The 18,307-nt window shown below is 71.3% G+C and carries 19 protein-coding genes; 5 read left to right on the top strand and 14 right to left on the bottom strand.

Annotation, left to right across the window (positions count from 1 at the left end):
* Window positions 1–64 precede the first annotated feature (64 nt).
* The gene (locus OG406_RS10625; RefSeq protein ID WP_164375032.1) at window positions 65–1,078 is read left to right on the top strand and encodes a CDP-alcohol phosphatidyltransferase family protein; all 1,014 of its coding nucleotides are present in this window, start codon (window positions 65–67) and stop codon (window positions 1,076–1,078) included.
* Between the two features lie 108 nt (window positions 1,079–1,186).
* Here the strand turns inward: OG406_RS10625 and OG406_RS10620 are convergent, their stop codons facing one another.
* Window positions 1,187–3,472, bottom strand: a complete 2,286-nt coding sequence (locus OG406_RS10620; protein WP_329185456.1) for an MMPL family transporter — start codon at window positions 3,470–3,472, stop codon at window positions 1,187–1,189.
* 402 nt (window positions 3,473–3,874) lie between these two features.
* Here OG406_RS10620 and OG406_RS10615 point away from each other — a divergent pair, with 402 nt between their 5' ends.
* From OG406_RS10615 to OG406_RS10600, 4 genes are all read left to right on the top strand, one after another.
* The gene (locus tag OG406_RS10615) at window positions 3,875–4,423 is read left to right on the top strand and encodes a DUF1697 domain-containing protein (protein WP_329185455.1); all 549 of its coding nucleotides are present in this window, start codon (window positions 3,875–3,877) and stop codon (window positions 4,421–4,423) included.
* Entirely contained in the window at window positions 4,416–4,787 is a 372-nt protein-coding gene (locus tag OG406_RS10610; RefSeq protein WP_081219994.1) for a nuclear transport factor 2 family protein, read from the top strand. The genes OG406_RS10615 and OG406_RS10610 overlap by 8 nt, the downstream gene beginning before the upstream one ends.
* A 53-nt stretch (window positions 4,788–4,840) precedes the next feature.
* Window positions 4,841–5,881 carry a ketopantoate reductase family protein gene (locus OG406_RS10605; protein ID WP_329185453.1) on the top strand — a complete coding sequence of 347 codons (1,041 nt, stop codon included), beginning with the start codon at window positions 4,841–4,843 and terminating at the stop codon, window positions 5,879–5,881.
* A gap of 114 nt (window positions 5,882–5,995) precedes the next feature.
* Entirely contained in the window at window positions 5,996–6,613 is a 618-nt protein-coding gene (locus OG406_RS10600; protein WP_329185451.1) for a mycothiol-dependent nitroreductase Rv2466c family protein, read from the top strand.
* A 24-nt stretch (window positions 6,614–6,637) separates the two neighbouring features.
* Here OG406_RS10600 and OG406_RS10595 read toward each other — a convergent pair whose 3' ends face one another.
* The 13 genes from OG406_RS10595 to OG406_RS10535 all read right to left on the bottom strand — a co-directional run bounded on the left by OG406_RS10595 (window position 6,638) and on the right by OG406_RS10535 (window position 18,288).
* Complete coding sequence (locus OG406_RS10595) at window positions 6,638–7,384, bottom strand: sirohydrochlorin chelatase (RefSeq protein WP_164375027.1); 747 nt, start codon at window positions 7,382–7,384, stop codon at window positions 6,638–6,640.
* 7 nt (window positions 7,385–7,391) lie between these two features.
* On the bottom strand, window positions 7,392–8,294 hold the full coding sequence (locus OG406_RS10590; RefSeq protein WP_164375026.1) for an ABC transporter permease: 903 nt from the start codon (window positions 8,292–8,294) through the stop codon (window positions 7,392–7,394).
* Window positions 8,281–9,069: an ABC transporter ATP-binding protein gene (locus OG406_RS10585; RefSeq protein ID WP_164375025.1), complete on the bottom strand. Its 789-nt coding sequence runs from the start codon at window positions 9,067–9,069 to the stop codon at window positions 8,281–8,283. The genes OG406_RS10590 and OG406_RS10585 overlap by 14 nt, the downstream gene beginning before the upstream one ends.
* Before the next feature lie 36 nt (window positions 9,070–9,105).
* Window positions 9,106–10,215 (bottom strand): aliphatic sulfonate ABC transporter substrate-binding protein, encoded by a 1,110-nt coding sequence (locus tag OG406_RS10580; protein WP_164375266.1) that lies wholly within the window; start codon window positions 10,213–10,215, stop codon window positions 9,106–9,108.
* A 235-nt stretch (window positions 10,216–10,450) separates the two neighbouring features.
* Window positions 10,451–11,806, bottom strand: a complete 1,356-nt coding sequence (locus tag OG406_RS10575) for a sulfate adenylyltransferase subunit 1 (RefSeq protein WP_329185447.1) — start codon at window positions 11,804–11,806, stop codon at window positions 10,451–10,453.
* Window positions 11,807–11,808: 2 nt separating this feature from the next.
* On the bottom strand, window positions 11,809–12,747 hold the full coding sequence (gene cysD, locus OG406_RS10570; RefSeq protein ID WP_267048804.1) for a sulfate adenylyltransferase subunit CysD: 939 nt from the start codon (window positions 12,745–12,747) through the stop codon (window positions 11,809–11,811).
* Window positions 12,744–13,340, bottom strand: a complete 597-nt coding sequence (cysC, locus tag OG406_RS10565; protein ID WP_203661607.1) for an adenylyl-sulfate kinase — start codon at window positions 13,338–13,340, stop codon at window positions 12,744–12,746. The genes cysD and cysC overlap by 4 nt, the downstream gene beginning before the upstream one ends.
* Window positions 13,337–14,056, bottom strand: a complete 720-nt coding sequence (locus OG406_RS10560; RefSeq protein WP_329185444.1) for a phosphoadenylyl-sulfate reductase — start codon at window positions 14,054–14,056, stop codon at window positions 13,337–13,339. The genes cysC and OG406_RS10560 overlap by 4 nt, the downstream gene beginning before the upstream one ends.
* Complete coding sequence (locus OG406_RS10555; RefSeq protein WP_081220004.1) at window positions 14,053–14,232, bottom strand: hypothetical protein; 180 nt, start codon at window positions 14,230–14,232, stop codon at window positions 14,053–14,055. Before OG406_RS10555 ends, OG406_RS10560 begins: the two co-directional genes overlap by 4 nt.
* Window positions 14,229–15,923, bottom strand: coding sequence for a nitrite/sulfite reductase (locus tag OG406_RS10550; RefSeq protein WP_266617281.1), 1,695 nt, complete (start codon window positions 15,921–15,923; stop codon window positions 14,229–14,231). Before OG406_RS10550 ends, OG406_RS10555 begins: the two co-directional genes overlap by 4 nt.
* 135 nt (window positions 15,924–16,058) lie before the next feature.
* Window positions 16,059–16,142 (bottom strand): putative leader peptide, encoded by an 84-nt coding sequence (locus OG406_RS10545; protein ID WP_309486338.1) that lies wholly within the window; start codon window positions 16,140–16,142, stop codon window positions 16,059–16,061.
* A gap of 154 nt (window positions 16,143–16,296) precedes the next feature.
* Window positions 16,297–16,869, bottom strand: coding sequence for a GNAT family N-acetyltransferase (locus OG406_RS10540; RefSeq protein ID WP_266617282.1), 573 nt, complete (start codon window positions 16,867–16,869; stop codon window positions 16,297–16,299).
* A 66-nt stretch (window positions 16,870–16,935) separates the two neighbouring features.
* Complete coding sequence (locus OG406_RS10535; RefSeq protein WP_329185440.1) at window positions 16,936–18,288, bottom strand: hypothetical protein; 1,353 nt, start codon at window positions 18,286–18,288, stop codon at window positions 16,936–16,938.
* Window positions 18,289–18,307: the final 19 nt, after the last annotated feature.

The following is an 18,307-nucleotide window of genomic DNA, read 5'->3' as shown; positions in this document are numbered from 1 at the left end:
GCGACTTTGGTGAGGGGATTCCTAGCGTGAGGTTAATTCCAGTCGAACACCAGGAAGTTGACCCATGCGATCCACACGCCGAGACATACCGCACCTCGCCGAGGTACGCCGCATCACGGAGAAGAAGCGCGACGCCTGGTGGACGGTGCTGCTCGTCGATCCGGTCGCCACGCCCCTGGTGCGGCAGCTCGCCCTGCGGACGAGGGTCACGCCGAACCAGATCACCTGGGGCGCCTTCCTCCTCGGACTGGCCTCGGCGGCCTGCTTCGCGCTCGGCGACTGGCGCTGGCTCGTCGCGGGCGCGGTCATCTACCACGTGAGCTTCATCTTCGACTGCATGGACGGCAAGCTCGCCCGGCTGACCGGCCAGGGCTCGGTGTTCGGCGCCTGGCTCGACTTCGTCTTCGACCGCATCCGGGTGGCCGTGTGCGCGGTGGCGCTGATGGGCGGCCAGTACGAGCGCACGGGGGAGACGCTGTACATCTGGCTGGCGCTCGCCGTCGTCGGCCTCGACACCCTGCGCTACATCAACTCCCTGGAGATCTTCAAGATCCGCCACTCGATGCGGAAGCAGATCAAGTCCAGGATGCGGGAGGCCCGCCGCGCGGAGAACCAGGCCGAACTGAGCTTCATGGAGGACCTGCTCCGCGACAACCCCGAGGCCGACATCGAGCAGGACATGACGAGGGCCGAGGAAGCGGCCAACGCCGCGGCGAAGGGGGACGAGACGGCGGAAGAGGCGCCGGTCGAGACCCTGGCCGGCCCGGTGGCCGTCGCCCCGGCCCGTGTCATCGACCTCCAGCAGGAGTTCCGCCGGCGGTTCCCGACGTATCTGCGGCTGCGGTCGTTCCTGCTCCGGCACCGGATTCGCGCCCACCTGGTGAGCGGCATCGAATTCCAGATGGGTGTCTTCATGATCGGCCCACTGCTCGACTCCGTCATGGGGGCGACCATCGTCTCCGGAGTGCTGCTCCTCGTCTTCGAACTCGCCATCATCTACAAGCTCCTGCTGTCCACCCGGGACTTCACGCGCACGATCGACTCCTTCGAGCGTGACGCGGTGGCCAAGGCCGCCTGAGCCCTCCTCGCCCGCGCGGCGGGACGGCGAGGTGGCCGGGGCGAGCTCGCGCCCCGGCCACCCGATCCGACCGGCCCCCGGCGACGTCGCCGACGGGCCGGTCCTGTGTCAGGCCCCCACCCGCTCGCCCTCCACCGCCGCCGACGGCGGGGTCGGTGCGACCGCGTCGGCCGCCTCGTCGTGGGTCAGGTCGGGCATCCGGTTCAGCCACTTCGGCAGGTACCAGTTGCGCTCGCCGAGCAGCGCCATCACCGCGGGGAGCAGGACGCCCCGGATGATCGTCGCGTCGATGAGCACCGCGGCCGCCAGGCCCACGCCCATCTGCTTCATGGACTGCATCGACAGGGTCCCGAAGATCGCGAAGACGGCGACCATGATGACGGCGGCGCTGGTGACCACGCCCGCGGTGGTGACCACCCCGTGCCGGATCGCGTCCTTGGTGTCGCGGCCCCGCAGCCGTGCCTCACGGATCCGGGAGACCACGAACACGTGGTAGTCCATCGAGAGCCCGAAGAGGATCACGAAGAGGAACAGCGGCAGCCAGGCCACGATGGCGCCGACGCCCTCCGCCCCCACCAGGGAGGCGCCCCAGCCGTGCTGGAAGACGGCGACCAGGATTCCGTACGCGGCGGCCACCGACAGGAGGTTGAGCACGATCGAGGTGATCGCGATCGTCAGCGAACGGAAGGAGACGAGCATCAGCAGGAAGGCGAAGACGACCACGAAGGCGAAGACCGGCGTCACCGAGCCGATCAGCTGGTCGTTGAAGTCGTGCGACCCCGCGACCTGTCCGGTGATCGGCGCCTGGACGCCCTCGACCTTGCCCAGCGTCTCGGGCCGCACCGTGTCCCGCAGCAGTTGCAGGCTCTTCTCCGCCTTGTCCTGGTCGGAGCCGCCGACCAGCGGTACGTACACGAAGGCCACGTTGTGCTCGGCGTGCACCTTGATGTCGACCGGCCCGCGTGAGGCGCCCGAGGCGACCGCCCGCTCACGGAAGTCGGCGAGTGCCGCCTTCACGTCGCCGGCGTTGATGTTCCGCGCCTTGACGACCACCTCGGCGGGCTCGGAACCGCCCGGGAAGGCGTCGTTGACCCGGTTGTAGGTGCCCACGATCGGCAGCGAGTTGCCGAACTCCTGGTCCAGGGTGAGCTGCTGGGTCTTCATGCCGAGGGCCGGCGCCGCGATGGCGAGCAGGGCGCCCGTCGCGACCACGAGGGAGATCGCGGGCCTGGCGAGCACGACCCGCAGGACCGCGCCCCAGAACCGGCTGCCCTCGGCCGCCGGACGACGGTTCTTCCGGCCTCCGTCGGCGTCACGGCGCTTGGCCCGGTGCAGGAACGGCACACGGCCCTTCTCGACGCGCTCGCCGAGCAGGGAGAGCAGTGCGGGCAGCACGGTGACCGAGCCGACCATGGCGACCGCCACGACCATCAGCGAGGCCAGGCCCATCGCCTCGAACTCGGCGAGCCCGGTGAAGAGCATGCCCGCCATCGCCACGCACACCGTGACACCGGAGACGATGATGGCGCGGCCACTGGTCGCGGCGGCGATCCGCAGGGCGGTCGCGGCGTCCCGTCCGGCCTCGCGCTCCTCGCGCTCACGCCGCAGGTAGAACAGGCAGTAGTCGACGCCGACGGCCAGACCCACCAGCAGCATCACGGAGTTGGCCGTGTCGCTCATCGGCATCAGATGGCTGACGACCCCCATGAGGCCCATCGTCGCCATGATGGCGGTGACCGCGAGCGCGACCGGGAGCAGCGCCGCCACCAGCGCGCCGAACGCGATGAGCAGGATGCCCAGCGCCACCGGCACGGCGGACAGTTCGGCCTTCTGGAAGTCGTCGCCGAACGCGTCGTCGTACTGCTTCATCATGCTCGCGCCGCCGATCTCCTCGATCCGCAGCCCGGCGTGGTCCTTACCGACGCTCTCGACGGCCTTGAGCACGGGTTCGACGCGCTCGCCCGCCGTGTCGGAGTCACCGCGCATGTCGAACTGCACGAGCGCGCTGCGGCCGTCCTTGGAGATCGTCCCGGTGTCGTACGGCGAGGTCACGTCGGTGACCTTCCCGGTGGCGCCGACGGCCTCGACCACGGCGGCGACCGCGCTCCTGAAGTCGGAGTCGGTGGCCTTGCCGCCCGCGTCCTTCGCCTGCACCAGCACCGACTCGCTCGCCGGCTCCTCGATGCCCGCGTCCTCGATGATCTTGGCGGCGGTGTGCGTCTCGCCCTTGAGCTGGTCGCTCTCGTTGACGTCGACACGGCCCGCCGCCGAGCCGAGGCCCATCGCCAGGACGACGAACAGCACCCAGATCCCGACGGCCGCCCATCGGTGCCGGGCGCTCCAGCCGCCTGCCCGGGCGGCGATGCCCCGCACCCGTGTGTGTCCGTTTGCCATGACGGGCCAGCCCCCTTGTGCGCGGTGACAGCCCCTGCCGTCACCTTCCACCTCGACGGTATGGGCCGCGTAAGAGCGTCTCGTCGTGCTGTCCGGTGAGCCCCGGGCCCGGCGTCTCCTCCCCGCGGACCCCGGCGACCTCCGCACTGCGGAGGAGTAAGCCCCCTACATCTAACGGGAGTTCTCGGGGGCGACCGTCAGGGACGGGCGGTCCGGTCCGATCTGCCGAAGGGGACCCGGCCCGGAGCGCCGCCGCCCTCACCGGCGGCGCCACCGCGGACACGATCTCCCACCCGGGCCCGGGCACGCCCGACGAACTCCTGAAGGCCGTCGAGCAGCCCCAAGGGCCGCGGTCGTCGTGCCCACCCCCACGGGGCCCGACGGCCGCTTTATGGTGTGCGGATGACGACGACGTACGCGGCGCTGTTGCGCGGCATCAATGTGGGTGGCGCGAAGAAGGTGCCGATGGCCGAGCTGCGCACCCTGATGGAGGAACTCGGGCACGGCGACGTCCGTACGTATCTGCAGAGCGGGAACGCCGCGTTCAGCAGCGCGCACGGTGACGAGGAGAGCCTCGCCGCCGAGCTGTCCGCGGCCATCGAGCAGCGGTTCGGGTTCGACGTCGGCGTCCTCGTCCGCGACCACCGCTATCTGAAGGCCGTACGGGAGGCGTGCCCCTTCCCCGCCGCCGAGCTGCAGGCCAAGCAGCTGCACGTCACCTACTTCTCGGACCCCGTCGACGCCGAACGCTTCGCCTCCGTCGAACCCGCGGCCTTCCTCCCCGAGGAGTTCCGCCTCGGCGACCGCGCGCTGTACCTGTACGCGCCCGACGGCCTCGGCCGGTCCAAGCTCGCGGACGTGCTGGCCAGGCCCCGGCTGCTCAAGGGCGTCCTCGCCACCACGCGGAACTGGAACACCGTCGTCAAGATGGAGGAGCTCACCGGTGTCTGAGCGCAACCCCGCCGTCGAGGCCGCCGTCGAGGGCGAACTGCGCCTGCTCGACCCCGAGGTCCGCCGCTCCGCCGACCTCGTCGGCGCCCTGCTGCACCCCGACTTCTACGAGTTCGGCTCGTCCGGCCACATCTGGGACCGCGCCTCGATCATCGCGGCCCTGGCCGCCGAGACGGAGACCGGCGGCCACAGCACCACCTCCCGCATGAAGGGCGTCCAGCTCGCCGAGGACCTCGTGCACCTGACGTTCGACACCGACAACAACGGCCGCCGCGCGCACCGGAGTTCGCTGTGGCGGCGCTCCGGCGACGGCTGGCTGCTCTACTTCCACCAGGGCACCCCCTTCGGCGCCACCGAGGCCTGACCGGCCGCGGCGTTCCGGGTGGCCGCTACACCCTTCTGTGCGAGGCTCGTCGTATGCGCTTCATCATCATCGGGGCGGGAGCGGTCGGCGGCGCCGTCGGCGGGCGGCTGGCCGAGGCCGGGCACGAGGTCGTCCTCGTCGCGCGGGGAGCCCATCTCACGGCGCTGCGCGCCGACGGCCTGCGACTCGTGACCCCCGAGGGCCCGCGCGTCCACCGGCTCCCCGCCGTGGCGGGTCCGGCCGAACTCGGCGAACTGCGTCCCGACGACGTGCTCGTGCTCACCGTCAAGACCCAGGACGGCGAGGCCGCGCTCGGCGACTGGGGAGCCGCCCCCGTGGCGGGCGGCGGTTCGGCCGCCGAACGGCTCCCGGTCGTGTGCGCGCAGAACGGCGTGGAGAGCGGGCGTCTCGCGCTGCGCCGCTTCCGCCGGGTGTACGGCGTCTGCGTCTGGCTGCCCGCCACCTTCGTCGAACCCGGCACCGTCGCGGCGGCCGGCACCCCGCTCACCGGCATCCTGCACCTCGGCCGGTACCCGGACGGCACCGACGACACGCTCCGCCGGATCGCCGCCGACCTGGAGACGGCACACTTCGAGGCACCGGTCGTGCCGGACGTCGCGCGCTGGCAGTACGCCAAGCTCCTCGGCAACCTCGCCAACGCGATCGAGGCGGTCAGCGGGGTCCTCACCAGCGAGGCGGGCCTGGAACTGTTCACGCGGGTACGGGCGGAGGGCACCGCGGTCCTCGACGCCGCCGGGATCGCGTACGCCGGCGAGGAGGAGCAGGCCGCGGCCCGCGACGACAAGATCACCTTCAAGCCCTTCGACGGCTCACCGCGCCGCGGCGGTTCCTCCTGGCAGTCCCTCGACCGGGGCACCGGCACCATCGAGGCCGACTACCTCAACGGCGAGATCGCCCTGCTGGGCCGGCTGCACGGCGTTCCGACCCCGCTCAACGACCTGCTCCAGCGGCTGGCGAACACCTTCGCCCGCGAACGCCGGCCCGCGGGGTCGATGCCGGTGACGGAACTGGTCCGCCGCGCCGACGAGGCCGTCGCGTCCGTACCGGAGGGCGGGGCCCCGCGGCCCCGTTGAGGGCGTCACCGCGCGCACGCCCCGAACGGCACGGGACAGGCGCGGAATTGGACCAGGAAAGAGGCCCGTGATCGGGCCAGGACTCTGTACCGGTGCGTCCTTAGCCTGGACGGTATGACGACCGCCGCACCCACCCGCGTCGACTTCTGGTTCGACGCCGCCTGCCCCTTCGCCTGGATCACCTCGCGCTGGATGCTGGAGGTCGAGCGGCTGCGCCCCCTCGACCTCCGCTTCCACCCGATGAGCCTGTACCTGCACAACGCGGGCAACGAACTCCCCGACTGGTACCGGGACCTGGTCGACCGGTCCATCGGTCCGGTCCGGGTCGCGGTGGCCGCGGCCGAGCGGCACGGCGACGGGGTGCTGCGCGACCTCTACACCGCCTTCGGCACCCGTATCCACGAGCGCGGGGTCAAGGACTTCGACACGGTGGTCGCCGAGTCCCTCGCCGAACTGGGACTCCCGGCCGGACTGGCCGACGCCGCACACGACTCCGGGTACGACGCGGCGGTGCGGCGCGCCCACGACGCGGGCAGGGAACCGGACGCGGGCTCGTACGTGGGGACGCCCACCCTCCACGTCGACGGGACGGTGTGGTTCGGGCCGGTGCTCCGGGCGGTCCCGCGCGGCGAGCGGGCCGCCGAACTCTTCGACGCTTTCCGCGTCCTGGCCGCCGAACCCGACTTCTTCGAGCTCAAGCGCACCCGCACCGGCGGGCTCTCCTTCGACTGAGCGTCGGGGAGGCCCCGCCGCGCGTCAGGCGCCGAGCGCCGCCAGGGCCGGCAGCCGGGCCTCGTCGTAGCGGTCCAGCAGGACCCGGGCGACCTCCGGCGCGGGACCGAGGACGTCGGCGAGGACGTCCGCCTGTTCCGCGCCCCGCGCGATGCGGTCCGGGAGGAAACCGGGCGCCAGCACGTACGGGGCGACGGCGACGCGCTCGCAGCCGAGCGCCCGCAGGTCGCGCACCGCGTCCTCGGTGCGCGGCAGGGACGCGGAGGCGAACGCGGGCCGCACGGCGCACCAACCGGTGTGCCGCCACTCCCGCGCGATTGCTGCGATCACCGCGATCGCCTCCGGGTCGGTGGACCCCGCCGAGGCCAGCACGACCCCGGTCGAGGACTTGTCGGCGGGCGTCAGCCCCGCCTCGTACAGCCGGCGTTCGAGCGCCGCCGTGAGCAGCGGCGACGGACCGAGCACCTCCGCCTGCCGCACGCGCATCCTGGACGGTGCCTCGCGCAGCACCGCGGGGATGTCCGACTTGGCGTGGAAGGCGCGCGTCAGCAGCAGCGGCAGCGCCACCACGTCCCGTACGCCCTCCGCGTCCAAGGACGCCAACACGCCCTGGACGGACGGGATGTTGAAGTCGAGGAACCCCGTCTCCACGCGCAGGCCCGGGCGCCGGGCACGCACCCGCCGTACCAGGGCGTGCACCGTCGCGGCATGCCGCGGATCGCGGCTGCCGTGGGCGATGACGACGAGGACGGGACGCTCGGGCCTGCTCATGACGGTGTCAGCCCTTCACCAGGAGTCCGCGGCTGCGCAGCACCCACCGCTCCACCGGACTGAAGATCAGCAGGTCGATGGCGATGCCGACGAACAGGATGAGGAAGATGGCGAGGAAGACCATCGACATGGAGCTGGCGTTGCGGCCGTTCTCCAGCAACTGGCCGAGGCCCACGCCGAGGTCGGGCGAGGAGGCGATGATCTCCGCGGCCATCAGCGACCGCCAGGAGAACGCCCAGCCCTGCTTCAGACCGGCGAGATAGCCGGGCAGCGCGGCCGGCATCACGACGTGCCAGGTGCCGCGCAGGCCCGTCGCACCCATCGTGCGGCCCGCCCGCAGGAACAGCGGCGGCACCTGGTCGACACCCGACACCAGACCGTTGGCGATCGAGGGGACCGCGCCCAGCAGGATCACCGCGTACATCATCGAGTTGTTCAGACCCAGCCAGATCACGGCCGGCGGCACCCAGGCCACCGACGGCAGCGACTGGAGGCCGGACAGGATCGGGCCGATCGCGGCGCGCACGAACTTCACCCGGGCCACCAGCAGACCCAGCGGCGTCCCGATCACCAGGGCGAACAGGAAACCGAGCAGACCGCGCGAGACGCTCGTCCAGATGTAGTCGAGCAGCGTGCCCTTGAGCCAGGCGTCCTGCACCTCGCCCCACACGTCCGACGGCGAGGGCAACTTGGTCGGGTCGTCGACGATCTTGAACGTGATCAGGGCCTGCCAGGCGATCAGCACCACCGCGGCCGCGACGAGCGGCGGCAGCACCTTCTCCCGGAACGTCGTCCCGTAGGACCTGCGGCGGGTGACGGAGGACTCCAGCGCGTCGAGTCCCGCCTCCAGACCGCCCAGCCCGTCGGTCTCCCTGACGGCGGCGTCGGCCTTGGTCTCAGTGCTGGCCATGGCGGCGGATCTCCCCACGCAGTTCTTCGGTGATCTCGATGGACAGTTCGGCCACGGGGGCGTCCTCGATGCGGCGCGGCTGCGGGATGTCGACCGTCCACTCGCGGGCCACGCGCCCCGGGCGGGACGACAGCAGGACCACGCGCTGCGCGAGCCGCACCGCCTCGCGCACGTTGTGCGTGACGAACAGGACGGACACGCCCGTCTCGCGCCAGATCCGGGTCAGCTCGTCGTGGAGCACGTCACGGGTGATCGCGTCCAGCGCCGCGAACGGCTCGTCCATCAGCAGGATCTGGCTGTCCTGCGCGAGCGCCCGCGCCAGTGCCACCCGCTGGCGCATACCGCCGGACAGCTCGTGCACGCGCTTGCCGTACGCGCCCTGGAGCCGGACGAGCCCGAGCAGCTCCTCGGCCCTGCCGCGCCGCTCGGCCTTCGGAACTCCCCGCAGACGCAGGGCGAGTTCGATGTTCTTGCCCGCGGTGAGCCACGGGAACAGGGCGTGCTCCTGGAACATCAGAGCGGGGCGCCCCTGGGTCGTGATGTCACCGGCGGAGGGCTTGTCGAGCCCCGCCACCAGGTTCAGCAGGGTGGACTTGCCGCACCCCGAGGCCCCCAGGAGGGTGACGAACTCGCCCGGCGCGACATCGAGGGTGATGTCGTCCAGGACGAGCTGGGGTCCCGCAGGTCCGGCGAAGGACTTCGAGACGTGCTCGATGCGGGCGGCGTACTCCGTCGTACCGACGCCGTCCGCGGCGTTGGCGAGGGTCGTGGCCATGGTCGTCACCTCCTGGGAACTCTTCGGGATCCGGGCTTACTTGACGCCGAGACCGGCGTCTTCGACCGGGCTCTCGCCCGCGGCCTTGAGGACCTTGTTCAGGAGCGTGAGGTCGTAGATGCCCTTCAGGTCGGGCTTCTCCAGGAGACCGGCCTTCACCGCGTGGTCCGCCTCGGTGGTCAGGGTGGAGGCCAGCGGGTCGTTGATGATCTGGATGGACTTCCAGGCCGGGTCCAGGACATCGGCGGGCAGGGCCTTGCCCGAGTCCGCCTCCAGCTGCTTGTTCGCCGACGCCTTCGCCTCGTCCGGGTTGGCGTTGATCCACTTGTTGGTCTCGACCGAGCCCTTGAGGACCGCCTCGACGACCTTCGGGTGCTCCGTGAGGAACTTCTGCGACACGATGATGTTCGTGATCACGAACTTCTTGTCGGGCCACAGGTCCCGCTCGTCGAGCAGCACCTTGCCGCCCTCGGCGACCAGCTTGGACGCGGTCGGCTCCGGCACCCAGGCGCCGTCGATGGAGCCGGACTTGTAGGCGTCCGGGGTGATCTTGTTGTCGGTGCGGACGACCGAGACGTCACCCTTGCCGCTCTGCGCGTCGACCTTCCAGCCCTGCTCCGCCGCCCAGTTGAGGAACGCGACGTCCTGGGTGTTGCCGAGCTGCGGTGTCGCGATCTTCTTGCCCTTGACGTCCTTCAGGGACTTGATCTTCTTGGGGTTGACCACGAGCTTGACGCCGCCCGAAGCCGAACCGCCGATGATGCGCAGGCTCTTGCCCTGGGACTTCGTGAAGCCGTTGATCGAGGGCGAGGGGCCGATCCAGCCGATGTCGATGGAACCCGAGTTGAGGGCCTCGATCTCGGAGGGGCCGGCGTTGAAGATCTGGTACTTCGCCGAGGTGGCGCCGAGCTCCTTCTGGAAGAAGCCCTTCTGGTTGCCGACCAGCGCGGTGGCGTGCGTCAGGTTGCCGAAGTAGCCGATCTTCACGGAGTCGAGTCCGTCGATCTTCTTCGATCCGGCGGCGACCTTCGCCTTGGTGTCGTCCTTGGCGTCGGAGCCGTAGCTGCACGCCGCGAGGGCGAGCAGGGGCAGCGCGGTGGCGACGGCGAGGCCGCGGCGCACCAGGGCGGAGCGGTGGGAGCGGATGGCAGGCACGGGAGGTGTTCCTCTCGTTGGCCCGGCGGTCACGCCTTTCTCAGGTCGTGGCCGGGAGGTCGGCAGGTCTTCGTCTTCGCTGGCTGTGGGGGGACGGGGCGCGCAGGCAGTGCGCGTACGTCATCGCGCACATCGCGCGACTCCGCCCTGCCCGCTGCCGAGGGCGCCGCTGCCGACGCGGCCGCCCTCCTTCGCGAACGTGGAGTAGTAGTCGATGGGGTTCATGTCAGAAGTCCCACCCGTCGGCGTCGGCGTCGGCCGCGACCGGCTGCGGCGCGGCGAACGACTCGCCGACCATGCCCGCGGTCAGGGTCGTGCCGTCGGCCGGGTCGATCAGGATGAACGCGCCGGTGCGCCGGGAGTCGGCGTACGCGTCGAGCGGGAGCGGTTCGGCGGTGCGGATCTTGACGCGGCCGATGTCGTTGGCGACCAGCCGGCCCGGGTGCGGGTGCAGCGAGAGGTCGTCCAGGGTCAGCCGGGACGGGATGTCCTTGACGATCGCCTTGACCGTGCGGGTGCCGTGCTTGAGCAGGACCCGGTGGCCCACGGTGAGCGGCTCGTCGGCCACGTGGCAGACCGTCGCCTCGACGTCCTGGGTGGTCGGCGGCGCGTCCTTGCTCGGCACGAGCAGGTCACCGCGGGAGATGTCGACGTCGTCCTCCAGGAGGAGGGTCACCGACTGCGGGGTCCAGGCGACGTCGACCGGGGTGCCCAGCAGGTCGATGCCGGCCACCTTCGAGGTGCGGCCGGACGGCAGCACGGTGACGCTCTCGCCGACGCGGAACGTACCGGCGGCTATCTGGCCCGCGTACCCCCGGTAGTCGGGGTGCTCGGCGGTCTGCGGGCGGATCACGTACTGCACGGGCAGCCGCGCGTGGCAGTGCGCCAGGTCGTGGCTGACGGGCACGGTCTCCAGGTGTTCGAGCACCGTGGGACCGCCGTACCAGTCCATGTTCGCGGAGGGTTCCACGACGTTGTCGCCGGCCAGCGCCGAGATGGGGATCGCGGTGATCTCGGGGACGCCCAGCTCGGAGGCGTACGCCGTGAACTCCTCGGCGATCGCCGCGAAGACGGTCTCTTCGTACGCGACGAGGTCCATCTTGTTCACCGCGAGGACCACGTGCGGGACGCGGAGCAGGGCGGCGACCGCGGCGTGCCGGCGGGTCTGCTCGATGACGCCGTTGCGGGCGTCGACGAGGACGACGGCCAGGTCCGCGGTGGAGGCACCGGTGACCATGTTCCGCGTGTACTGCACATGCCCGGGGGTGTCGGCGAGGATGAACCGGCGCCGCGCGGTCGCGAAGTAGCGGTACGCGACGTCGATCGTGATGCCCTGTTCCCGCTCGGCGCGCAGCCCGTCGGTGAGCAGGGCGAGGTCCGGGGTGTCCTGGCCGCGGCCGGCCGAGACCCGCTCCACGGCCTCCAGCTGGTCCGTCAGGATCGACTTGGAGTCGTGCAGCAGCCGCCCGACGAGGGTGGACTTGCCGTCGTCGACGGAACCGGCGGTCGCGAAGCGCAGCAGGGTGGTCGCCGACAACTGCTCGACCGACAGCGGCTCGGTGGGTTCGGTGGTGCTGGTCATGTCTAGAAGTACCCCTCGCGCTTGCGGTCTTCCATCGCGGCCTCGGACATCTTGTCGTCGGCGCGGGTGGCGCCCCGCTCGGTGAGCCGGGAGGCGGCGATCTCGGCGATGACGGCGTCCAGCGTGGTCGCCTCGGAGTCGACGGCGCCGGTGCAGGACATGTCGCCGACGGTGCGGTAGCGGACGAGCCGCGTCTCGACCGTCTCGCCGTCCTTCGGGCCGCCCCACTCACCGGCGGTCAGCCACATGTTGGAGCGCTGGAAGACGTCCCGCTCGTGCGCGAAGTAGATGTCGGGCAGCTCGATGCCCTCGCGGGCGATGTACTGCCAGACGTCCAGCTCCGTCCAGTTGGACAGCGGGAAGACGCGGACGTGCTCGCCGGGCGCGTGCCGGCCGTTGTACAGCTGCCACAGCTCGGGGCGCTGGCGGCGGGGGTCCCACTGGGAGAACTCGTCGCGCAGCGAGAACACCCGCTCCTTCGCCCGGGCCTTCTCCTCGTCGCGGCGTCCGCCGCCGAAGACGGCGTCGAAGCGCTCCGCCTGGATCTTCTCCGTGAGGGGCAGGGTCTGCAGCGGGTTGCGGGTGCCGTCGGGGCGTTCGCGCAGCACTCCGCGGTCGATGTAGTCCTGCACGGAGGCGACATGGAGCCGCAGTCCGTGCTCCTCCACCGTGCGGTCGCGGTAGGCGAGGACCTCGGGGAAGTTGTGCCCGGTGTCCACGTGCAGCAGCGTGAAGGGGATCGCGGCGGGCGCGAACGCCTTCAGCGCGAGGTGCAGCATGACGATGGAGTCCTTGCCGCCGGAGAAGAGGATCACCGGCCGCTCGAACTCGCCCGCGACCTCGCGGAAGATGTGCACGGCCTCGGACTCCAGGGCGTCCAGGTGCGACAGCGCGTACGGGCTGCTGTCCGTGTCCCCGGTGACACTGGCGACGGTCGTCATGCGAGACCCCTCTCGGTGAGCAGCGCGTGCAGCGCGGCCGCGGACTCCTGCACGGTCTGGGTGTGCGACGCGATGCGCAGATCGGGCGACTCGGGCTCCTCGTAGGGGTCGTCGACGCCGGTCAGGCCCGAGATCTCGCCCGCCGCCTGCTTGGCGTACAGCCCCTTCACGTCCCGCACCGAGCAGACCTCGACCGGTGTCGCCACGTGCACCTCCAGGTAGGCGGTGTCCCCGGCCCGGTGGCGGTCCCGGACCGCCGCGCGGCTGTCCGCGTACGGCGCGATCACCGGGACGAGCGCCTTGACGCCGTTGCGCGCCAGCAGTTCGGCGAGGTAGCCGATCCGCCGTACGTTCGTGTCGCGGTCCGCGCGGGAGAAGCCGAGGCCGGCGGAGAGGAACTCGCGGACCTCGTCGCCGTCGAGCACCTCGACGCGGTGGCCCTCCTCGCGCAGCCGGCCGGCCAGTTCGTACGCGATGGTGGTCTTGCCGGCACTCGGCAGACCCGTGAGCCAGACGGTGGCTCCGGTCGTCACTTGCTGCTCCTGGGAGATCGTGGGGTTCGCGGCCGTCGCGGCTGCCGTCGTCGGCGTCATCCGTGCAGCCCGCACTCGGTCTTCGAGCGGCCGGCCCAGCGGCCCGCGCGCGCGTCCTCGCCCGCCAGCACCCGACGGGTGCAGGGCGCGCAGCCGACGGAGGCGTAACCGTCCGTCAGCAGGGGGTTGGTGAGGACCCCGTGCTCGGCGACGTACGCGTCGACGTCGTCCTGCGTCCAGCGGGCGATGGGCGCGATCTTGACCTTGCGGCGCTTCTCGTCCCAGCCGACGACCGGGGTGTTCGCCCGGGTCGGGGACTCGTCGCGGCGCAGCCCGGTCGCCCACGCGTCGTAGGCCGTCAGGCCCTCTTCGAGGGGCTGGACCTTGCGCATCGCGCAGCACAGGTCGGGGTCGCGGTCGTGCAGCTTCGGCCCGAACTCGGCGTCCTGTTCGGCGACCGTGCGGCGCGGGGTGAGGGTGATGACGTTGACGTCCATCACGGCCTCGACGGCGTCCCGGGTGCCGATGGTCTCGGGGAAGTGGTAGCCGGTGTCGAGGAACACCACGTCGACGCGGCGGTCGCCGGGGAACGCGCGGGAGGCCAGATGGGCCACGACCGCGTCCTCCATCGAGGAGGTGACGCAGAACTTCCCGCCGAAGGTGTCCGCCGCCCAGCGGAGGATCTCCGGCGCGGAGGCGTCCTCCAGGTCGCGCCCCGCCCGCTCGGCGAGGTTCTTCAAGTCCTCGTCCGTACGCTCTTCCTGAAGTGCCGTCATATCTCCGCCCCTCCACGGTCGTCCTGCCGAAGGCCCCGGGACAGCAGCCCGAGGAACTTCAGCTGGAAGGCCCGGTTGCACGCCGCGCATTCCCACGCGCCGTGACCTTCTTCGCTGGGCCGCAGGTCCTCGTCCCCGCAGTAGGGGCAGTAGAACGGTGCCGCTCGCTCGCTCATGACAGCGCCTCCTCGGAGGCGCGCGAGGCCCAGACCGCGAAGCGTTCGCCGTCCTCGCGCTCCGCCTGGAAGCGCTTGAGGACCCGCTCGACGTAGTCCGGCAGTTCGTCCGAGGTGACCTTCAGACCGCGGACCTTGCGGCCGAACCCGGCCTCCAGGCCGAGCGCCCCGCCCAGGTGCACCTGGAAGCCCTCGACCTGTTCGCCCTGTTCGTTGAGGACCAGCTGGCCCTTGAGACCGATGTCCGCGACCTGGATGCGGGCGCAGGCGTTCGGGCAGCCGTTGATGTTGATGGTGATGGGCTCTTCGAACTCGGGGATGCGGCGCTCGAGTTCGTCGATCAGGGAAGCTCCGCGCGCCTTGGTCTCGACGATCGCGAGCTTGCAGTACTCGATGCCGGTGCAGGCCATCGTGCCGCGCCGGAACGTGGAGGGACGGGCCGTCAGGTCGAGCGCCTCCAGGCCCTCGACGAGCGAGTCGATCCGCGTCTCGTCCACGTCGAGCACGATCATCTTCTGCTCGACCGTCGTGCGCAGCCGGCCCGAACCGTGCGCCTCCGCCAGCTCGGCGATCTTGGTCAGGGTCGCGCCGTCCACACGGCCGACACGCGGTGCGAAGCCGACGTAGTACAGGCCGTCCTTCTGCCGGTGCACGCCGACGTGGTCGCGCCAGCGGGCGACGGGCTGCGCGGGGGCGGGCCCGTCGACCAGCTTCCGCTGCAGGTACTCGTCCTCCAGGATCTGGCGGAACTTCTCCACGCCCCAGTCGGCGACCAGGAACTTCAGGCGGGCGCGGGTGCGCAGCCGGCGGTAGCCGTAGTCACGGAAGATCGAGATGACGCCCTCGTAGACGTCCGCGACCTCGTCCAGCGGGACCCAGGCGCCGAGGCGCTGGCCGATCTTCGGGTTGGTGGAGAGGCCGCCGCCGACCCACAGGTCGAAGCCGGGGCCGTGCTCGGGGTGGTGCACCCCGACGAAGGCGATGTCGTTGATCTCGTGCGCCACGTCGAGCAGCGGCGAGCCGGAGATCGCCGACTTGAACTTGCGGGGCAGGTTCGAGAAGTCCTTGTTGCCGATGATCCGGCGGTGGATCTCCTCGACGGCGGGCGTGCCGTCGATGATCTCGTCCTCGGCGATGCCGGCGACGGGTGAACCGAGGATGACGCGGGGCGTGTCGCCACAGGCCTCGGTCGTGGACAGGCCCACGGCCTCCAGGCGGTCCCAGATCTCCGGGACGTCCTCGATGCGGATCCAGTGGTACTGCACGTTCTGCCGGTCGGTGAGGTCGGCGGTGCCGCGCGCGAACTCCTGCGAGATCTCGCCGATGACGCGCAGCTGCTCGGTGGTCAGCCGGCCGCCGTCGATGCGGACGCGCAGCATGAAGTACTTGTCGTCCAGCTCCTCCGGCTCCAGGATCGCGGTCTTGCCGCCGTCGATCCCGGGCTTGCGCTGGGTGTAGAGACCCCACCAGCGCATCCGGCCGCGCAGGTCGTTGGGGTCGATCGAGTCGAAGCCCCGCTTGGAGTAGATCGTCTCAATGCGTGTCCGCACGTTGAGACCGTCGTCGTCCTTCTTGAACTGCTCGTTGCCGTTGAGGGGGGTGAAGTGACCCACGGCCCACTGACCCTCACCACGGTGACGGCTCACCTTGCGGCGGGGCGCGGCGTCGGGATTCTGCGGGGTGGCGGCCATGGCTGTTACGTCCTTCGAGACTGCGGGACAGGTCTGTCTGCGGCTCTGACCTGCGCGCACGGGCGCATACGGAGGTATGGGCGCGAGGCTGCGCGGGGAGTGCAGAAAGGGAGGAAGTCGGCGTCGCTGTGCTGATCAGCTCGCCGGACAGATGGCGCTGGACATGCGGCCGAGGTCGACGTGCCGCCGACTCACCAAGGCAATCCCAGTTCCAGACATGACGGAAGCGTGTCACGCGGATCTCGGGCCAGTCCACCATCATCCAGAATGTGGACACCCTTGTCCCGAATGGCGAGACAAGGGTGTCGCCGGTCACAGAACCGGGTTCGCGCGCGTGCGTGCGCGGACGCGAGGAGGAGGGGAAGAGCGCGGCTCAGGCGGTGTGGGCTCCGGGCCACGGGCCCGGGGTGGCCACCTCGCGCTCCTCCTCGACCTTGGTGTCGAAGAGCTTGAAGCCGCGGCGCTGGTAGTTGTCCATCGCGTGCTCGCCGTCCTTGCTGCAGGTGTGCAGCCAGACGCGCTTCGTCTCGGCCAGCCCGGGCCAGCGCCCGGCGAGGTCCCAGGCGCGGGCCGTCCCGTAGGACAGCAGGTGCCCGCCGATGCGGCGGCCGCGGAACGCGGGGAGGAGTCCGAAGTAGGCGACCTCGACGACCCCGTCGTCCTGTGCGCTCAGCTCGACGTAGCCCGCGGGCGTTCCCCGGTCGTAGGCGACCCAGGTCTCCACGCCCGGCTTGTCGAGGACCTCCTGCCACTGCGCGTACGTCCAGGAGAGCCGGTCGGTCCAGCGGATGTCGCCGCCGACGGAGGCGTACAGGAAGCGGCTGAACTCGGGGGAGGGGACCTCGGCGCGGACGATGCGGACGTCGCCGTCGGGGGCCGTCGCGGGGAGCAGGTCGGTCGGTGCCGTCTGCTCCAGGGACCAGGTGGTCACGCTGACGTTGCTCATGCCGGTCAGGGAACCACGAGAGCCGGGGCCCCTCCAAAAACGGCCCAGGGCGGGCGGCCGCCGCTGCTACTCCAGCGACTTGTCGACCGACGACAGCGGCACGGCGTACAGCACCCGTCGCGCCGCCGTGTCCGTGAGGGTCCACAGTTCGCCGGTCTGCGGCCAGTAGGAGAGGGCCCCGGGGCCGACACCCCAGCAGGCGTGCGACTGGTCCGCCGTGCAGATGGCCGCCTGTGCGCCGTCGCCGTTCTGCCGCCACAGCGACCCGTGCAGGCCGCCGCCGTTGCCGGACGGCCGGCCCACGTACCACCGGGCCTCCCGCGCGCCCGCGGACCGGTGCGAGAGGACGCCGGACACGCCGGTGCCCTTGGTCGAGTACGCCTCGACCGCGTCCACGTGTCCCTGGGCGTCGGCGAGCAGCCCCGTGCGGTACGCGGCGGTGCTGAACGGATAACGCCACACCCGGGTCCGCTCCGCGCGGCCGCCCGCGGCCTCCGTGGCCACCAGGCTGGCCGGCGTGGTCGTACGGTCCAGGGAGAGCGAGCCGAAACAGGGGACCGCCCGGTCGCGGCCGCGCGTACAGGAGCCGCCGTCGGGGTCGTACGAGCCGATGGCGGGCATCACGTACCGGTAGCCGGCGGCCGAGTAGCCGTCGCCGGTCCGGCCCACGGCTGCGCCGGCCACCCCGGTGCGCAGCACGCGGTGCAGGTCGAAGACGAGGAGGCCCGCGCCGTGCGCCGCGGTGACGATCAGCTTGTCCTGGTACCAGACCATGCCGCCGAGGCCCGAGCGGACCGCGGTGAAGTCCTTGCCGCCGGAACGCGGGGCGACCAGCAGGACCCATCGGTACCGGAGTGCCTCCGGGTCGGTGGCGTCGACGAAGGCGACCTTGGCGAAGCCCTCTCGCCCGGCCGCCGGGGTGGTTTCCGCGCCGTGGCGGGTCCAACCCGCCAGGATCACCCGGCGGGTGCCCCACTGTCCGGTGACGTCGGCGTCCCCGGAGGTGGTCACGGAGCGCGGCTGCCACTGTCCGGAGCGCGCGTCCGCCCGGTCCCAGCAGTACGCGCGCGTGGCCGTCGGTTCGACGGGCAGCGCGGACCGCTCCCGGGCGGAGCAGTCGGCGGTGTTGCGCAGGGCGTGGTCGGTGTCGTCCAGGACGCCCTCGACGCCGACGTTGCCGCCCATGTTCCCGCTGAGCGTGTCGAGCGACTCCCGGGAGGTGAGGTTCTCGTGCAGGCCCAGTTGCTGGGAGGCCGAGCCGGCCCGGAGTTCGGTGAGGCCGCCCGGGCTGTTGCCGCCGGTGGCCTGCGAGGTGCTGATCAGGGTGGCGGCCGCGGTGAGCGCGAGCGCGGTTCCGGCAAGGGTGGCGCGCAGCGCCTGACCCCTTCTGCGACGACGATGCCTGCCGCGCTGCTTCATGCGTCCTCCCGACTAGGCC

Origin of the sequence: Streptomyces sp. NBC_01428, from assembly GCF_036231965.1 — a bacterium.
In the GTDB taxonomy this organism is placed as follows: domain Bacteria; phylum Actinomycetota; class Actinomycetes; order Streptomycetales; family Streptomycetaceae; genus Streptomyces.
The sequence above is the reverse complement of the archived record's forward strand: the minus strand, read 5'-3'. Positions and strand labels throughout refer to the sequence as shown.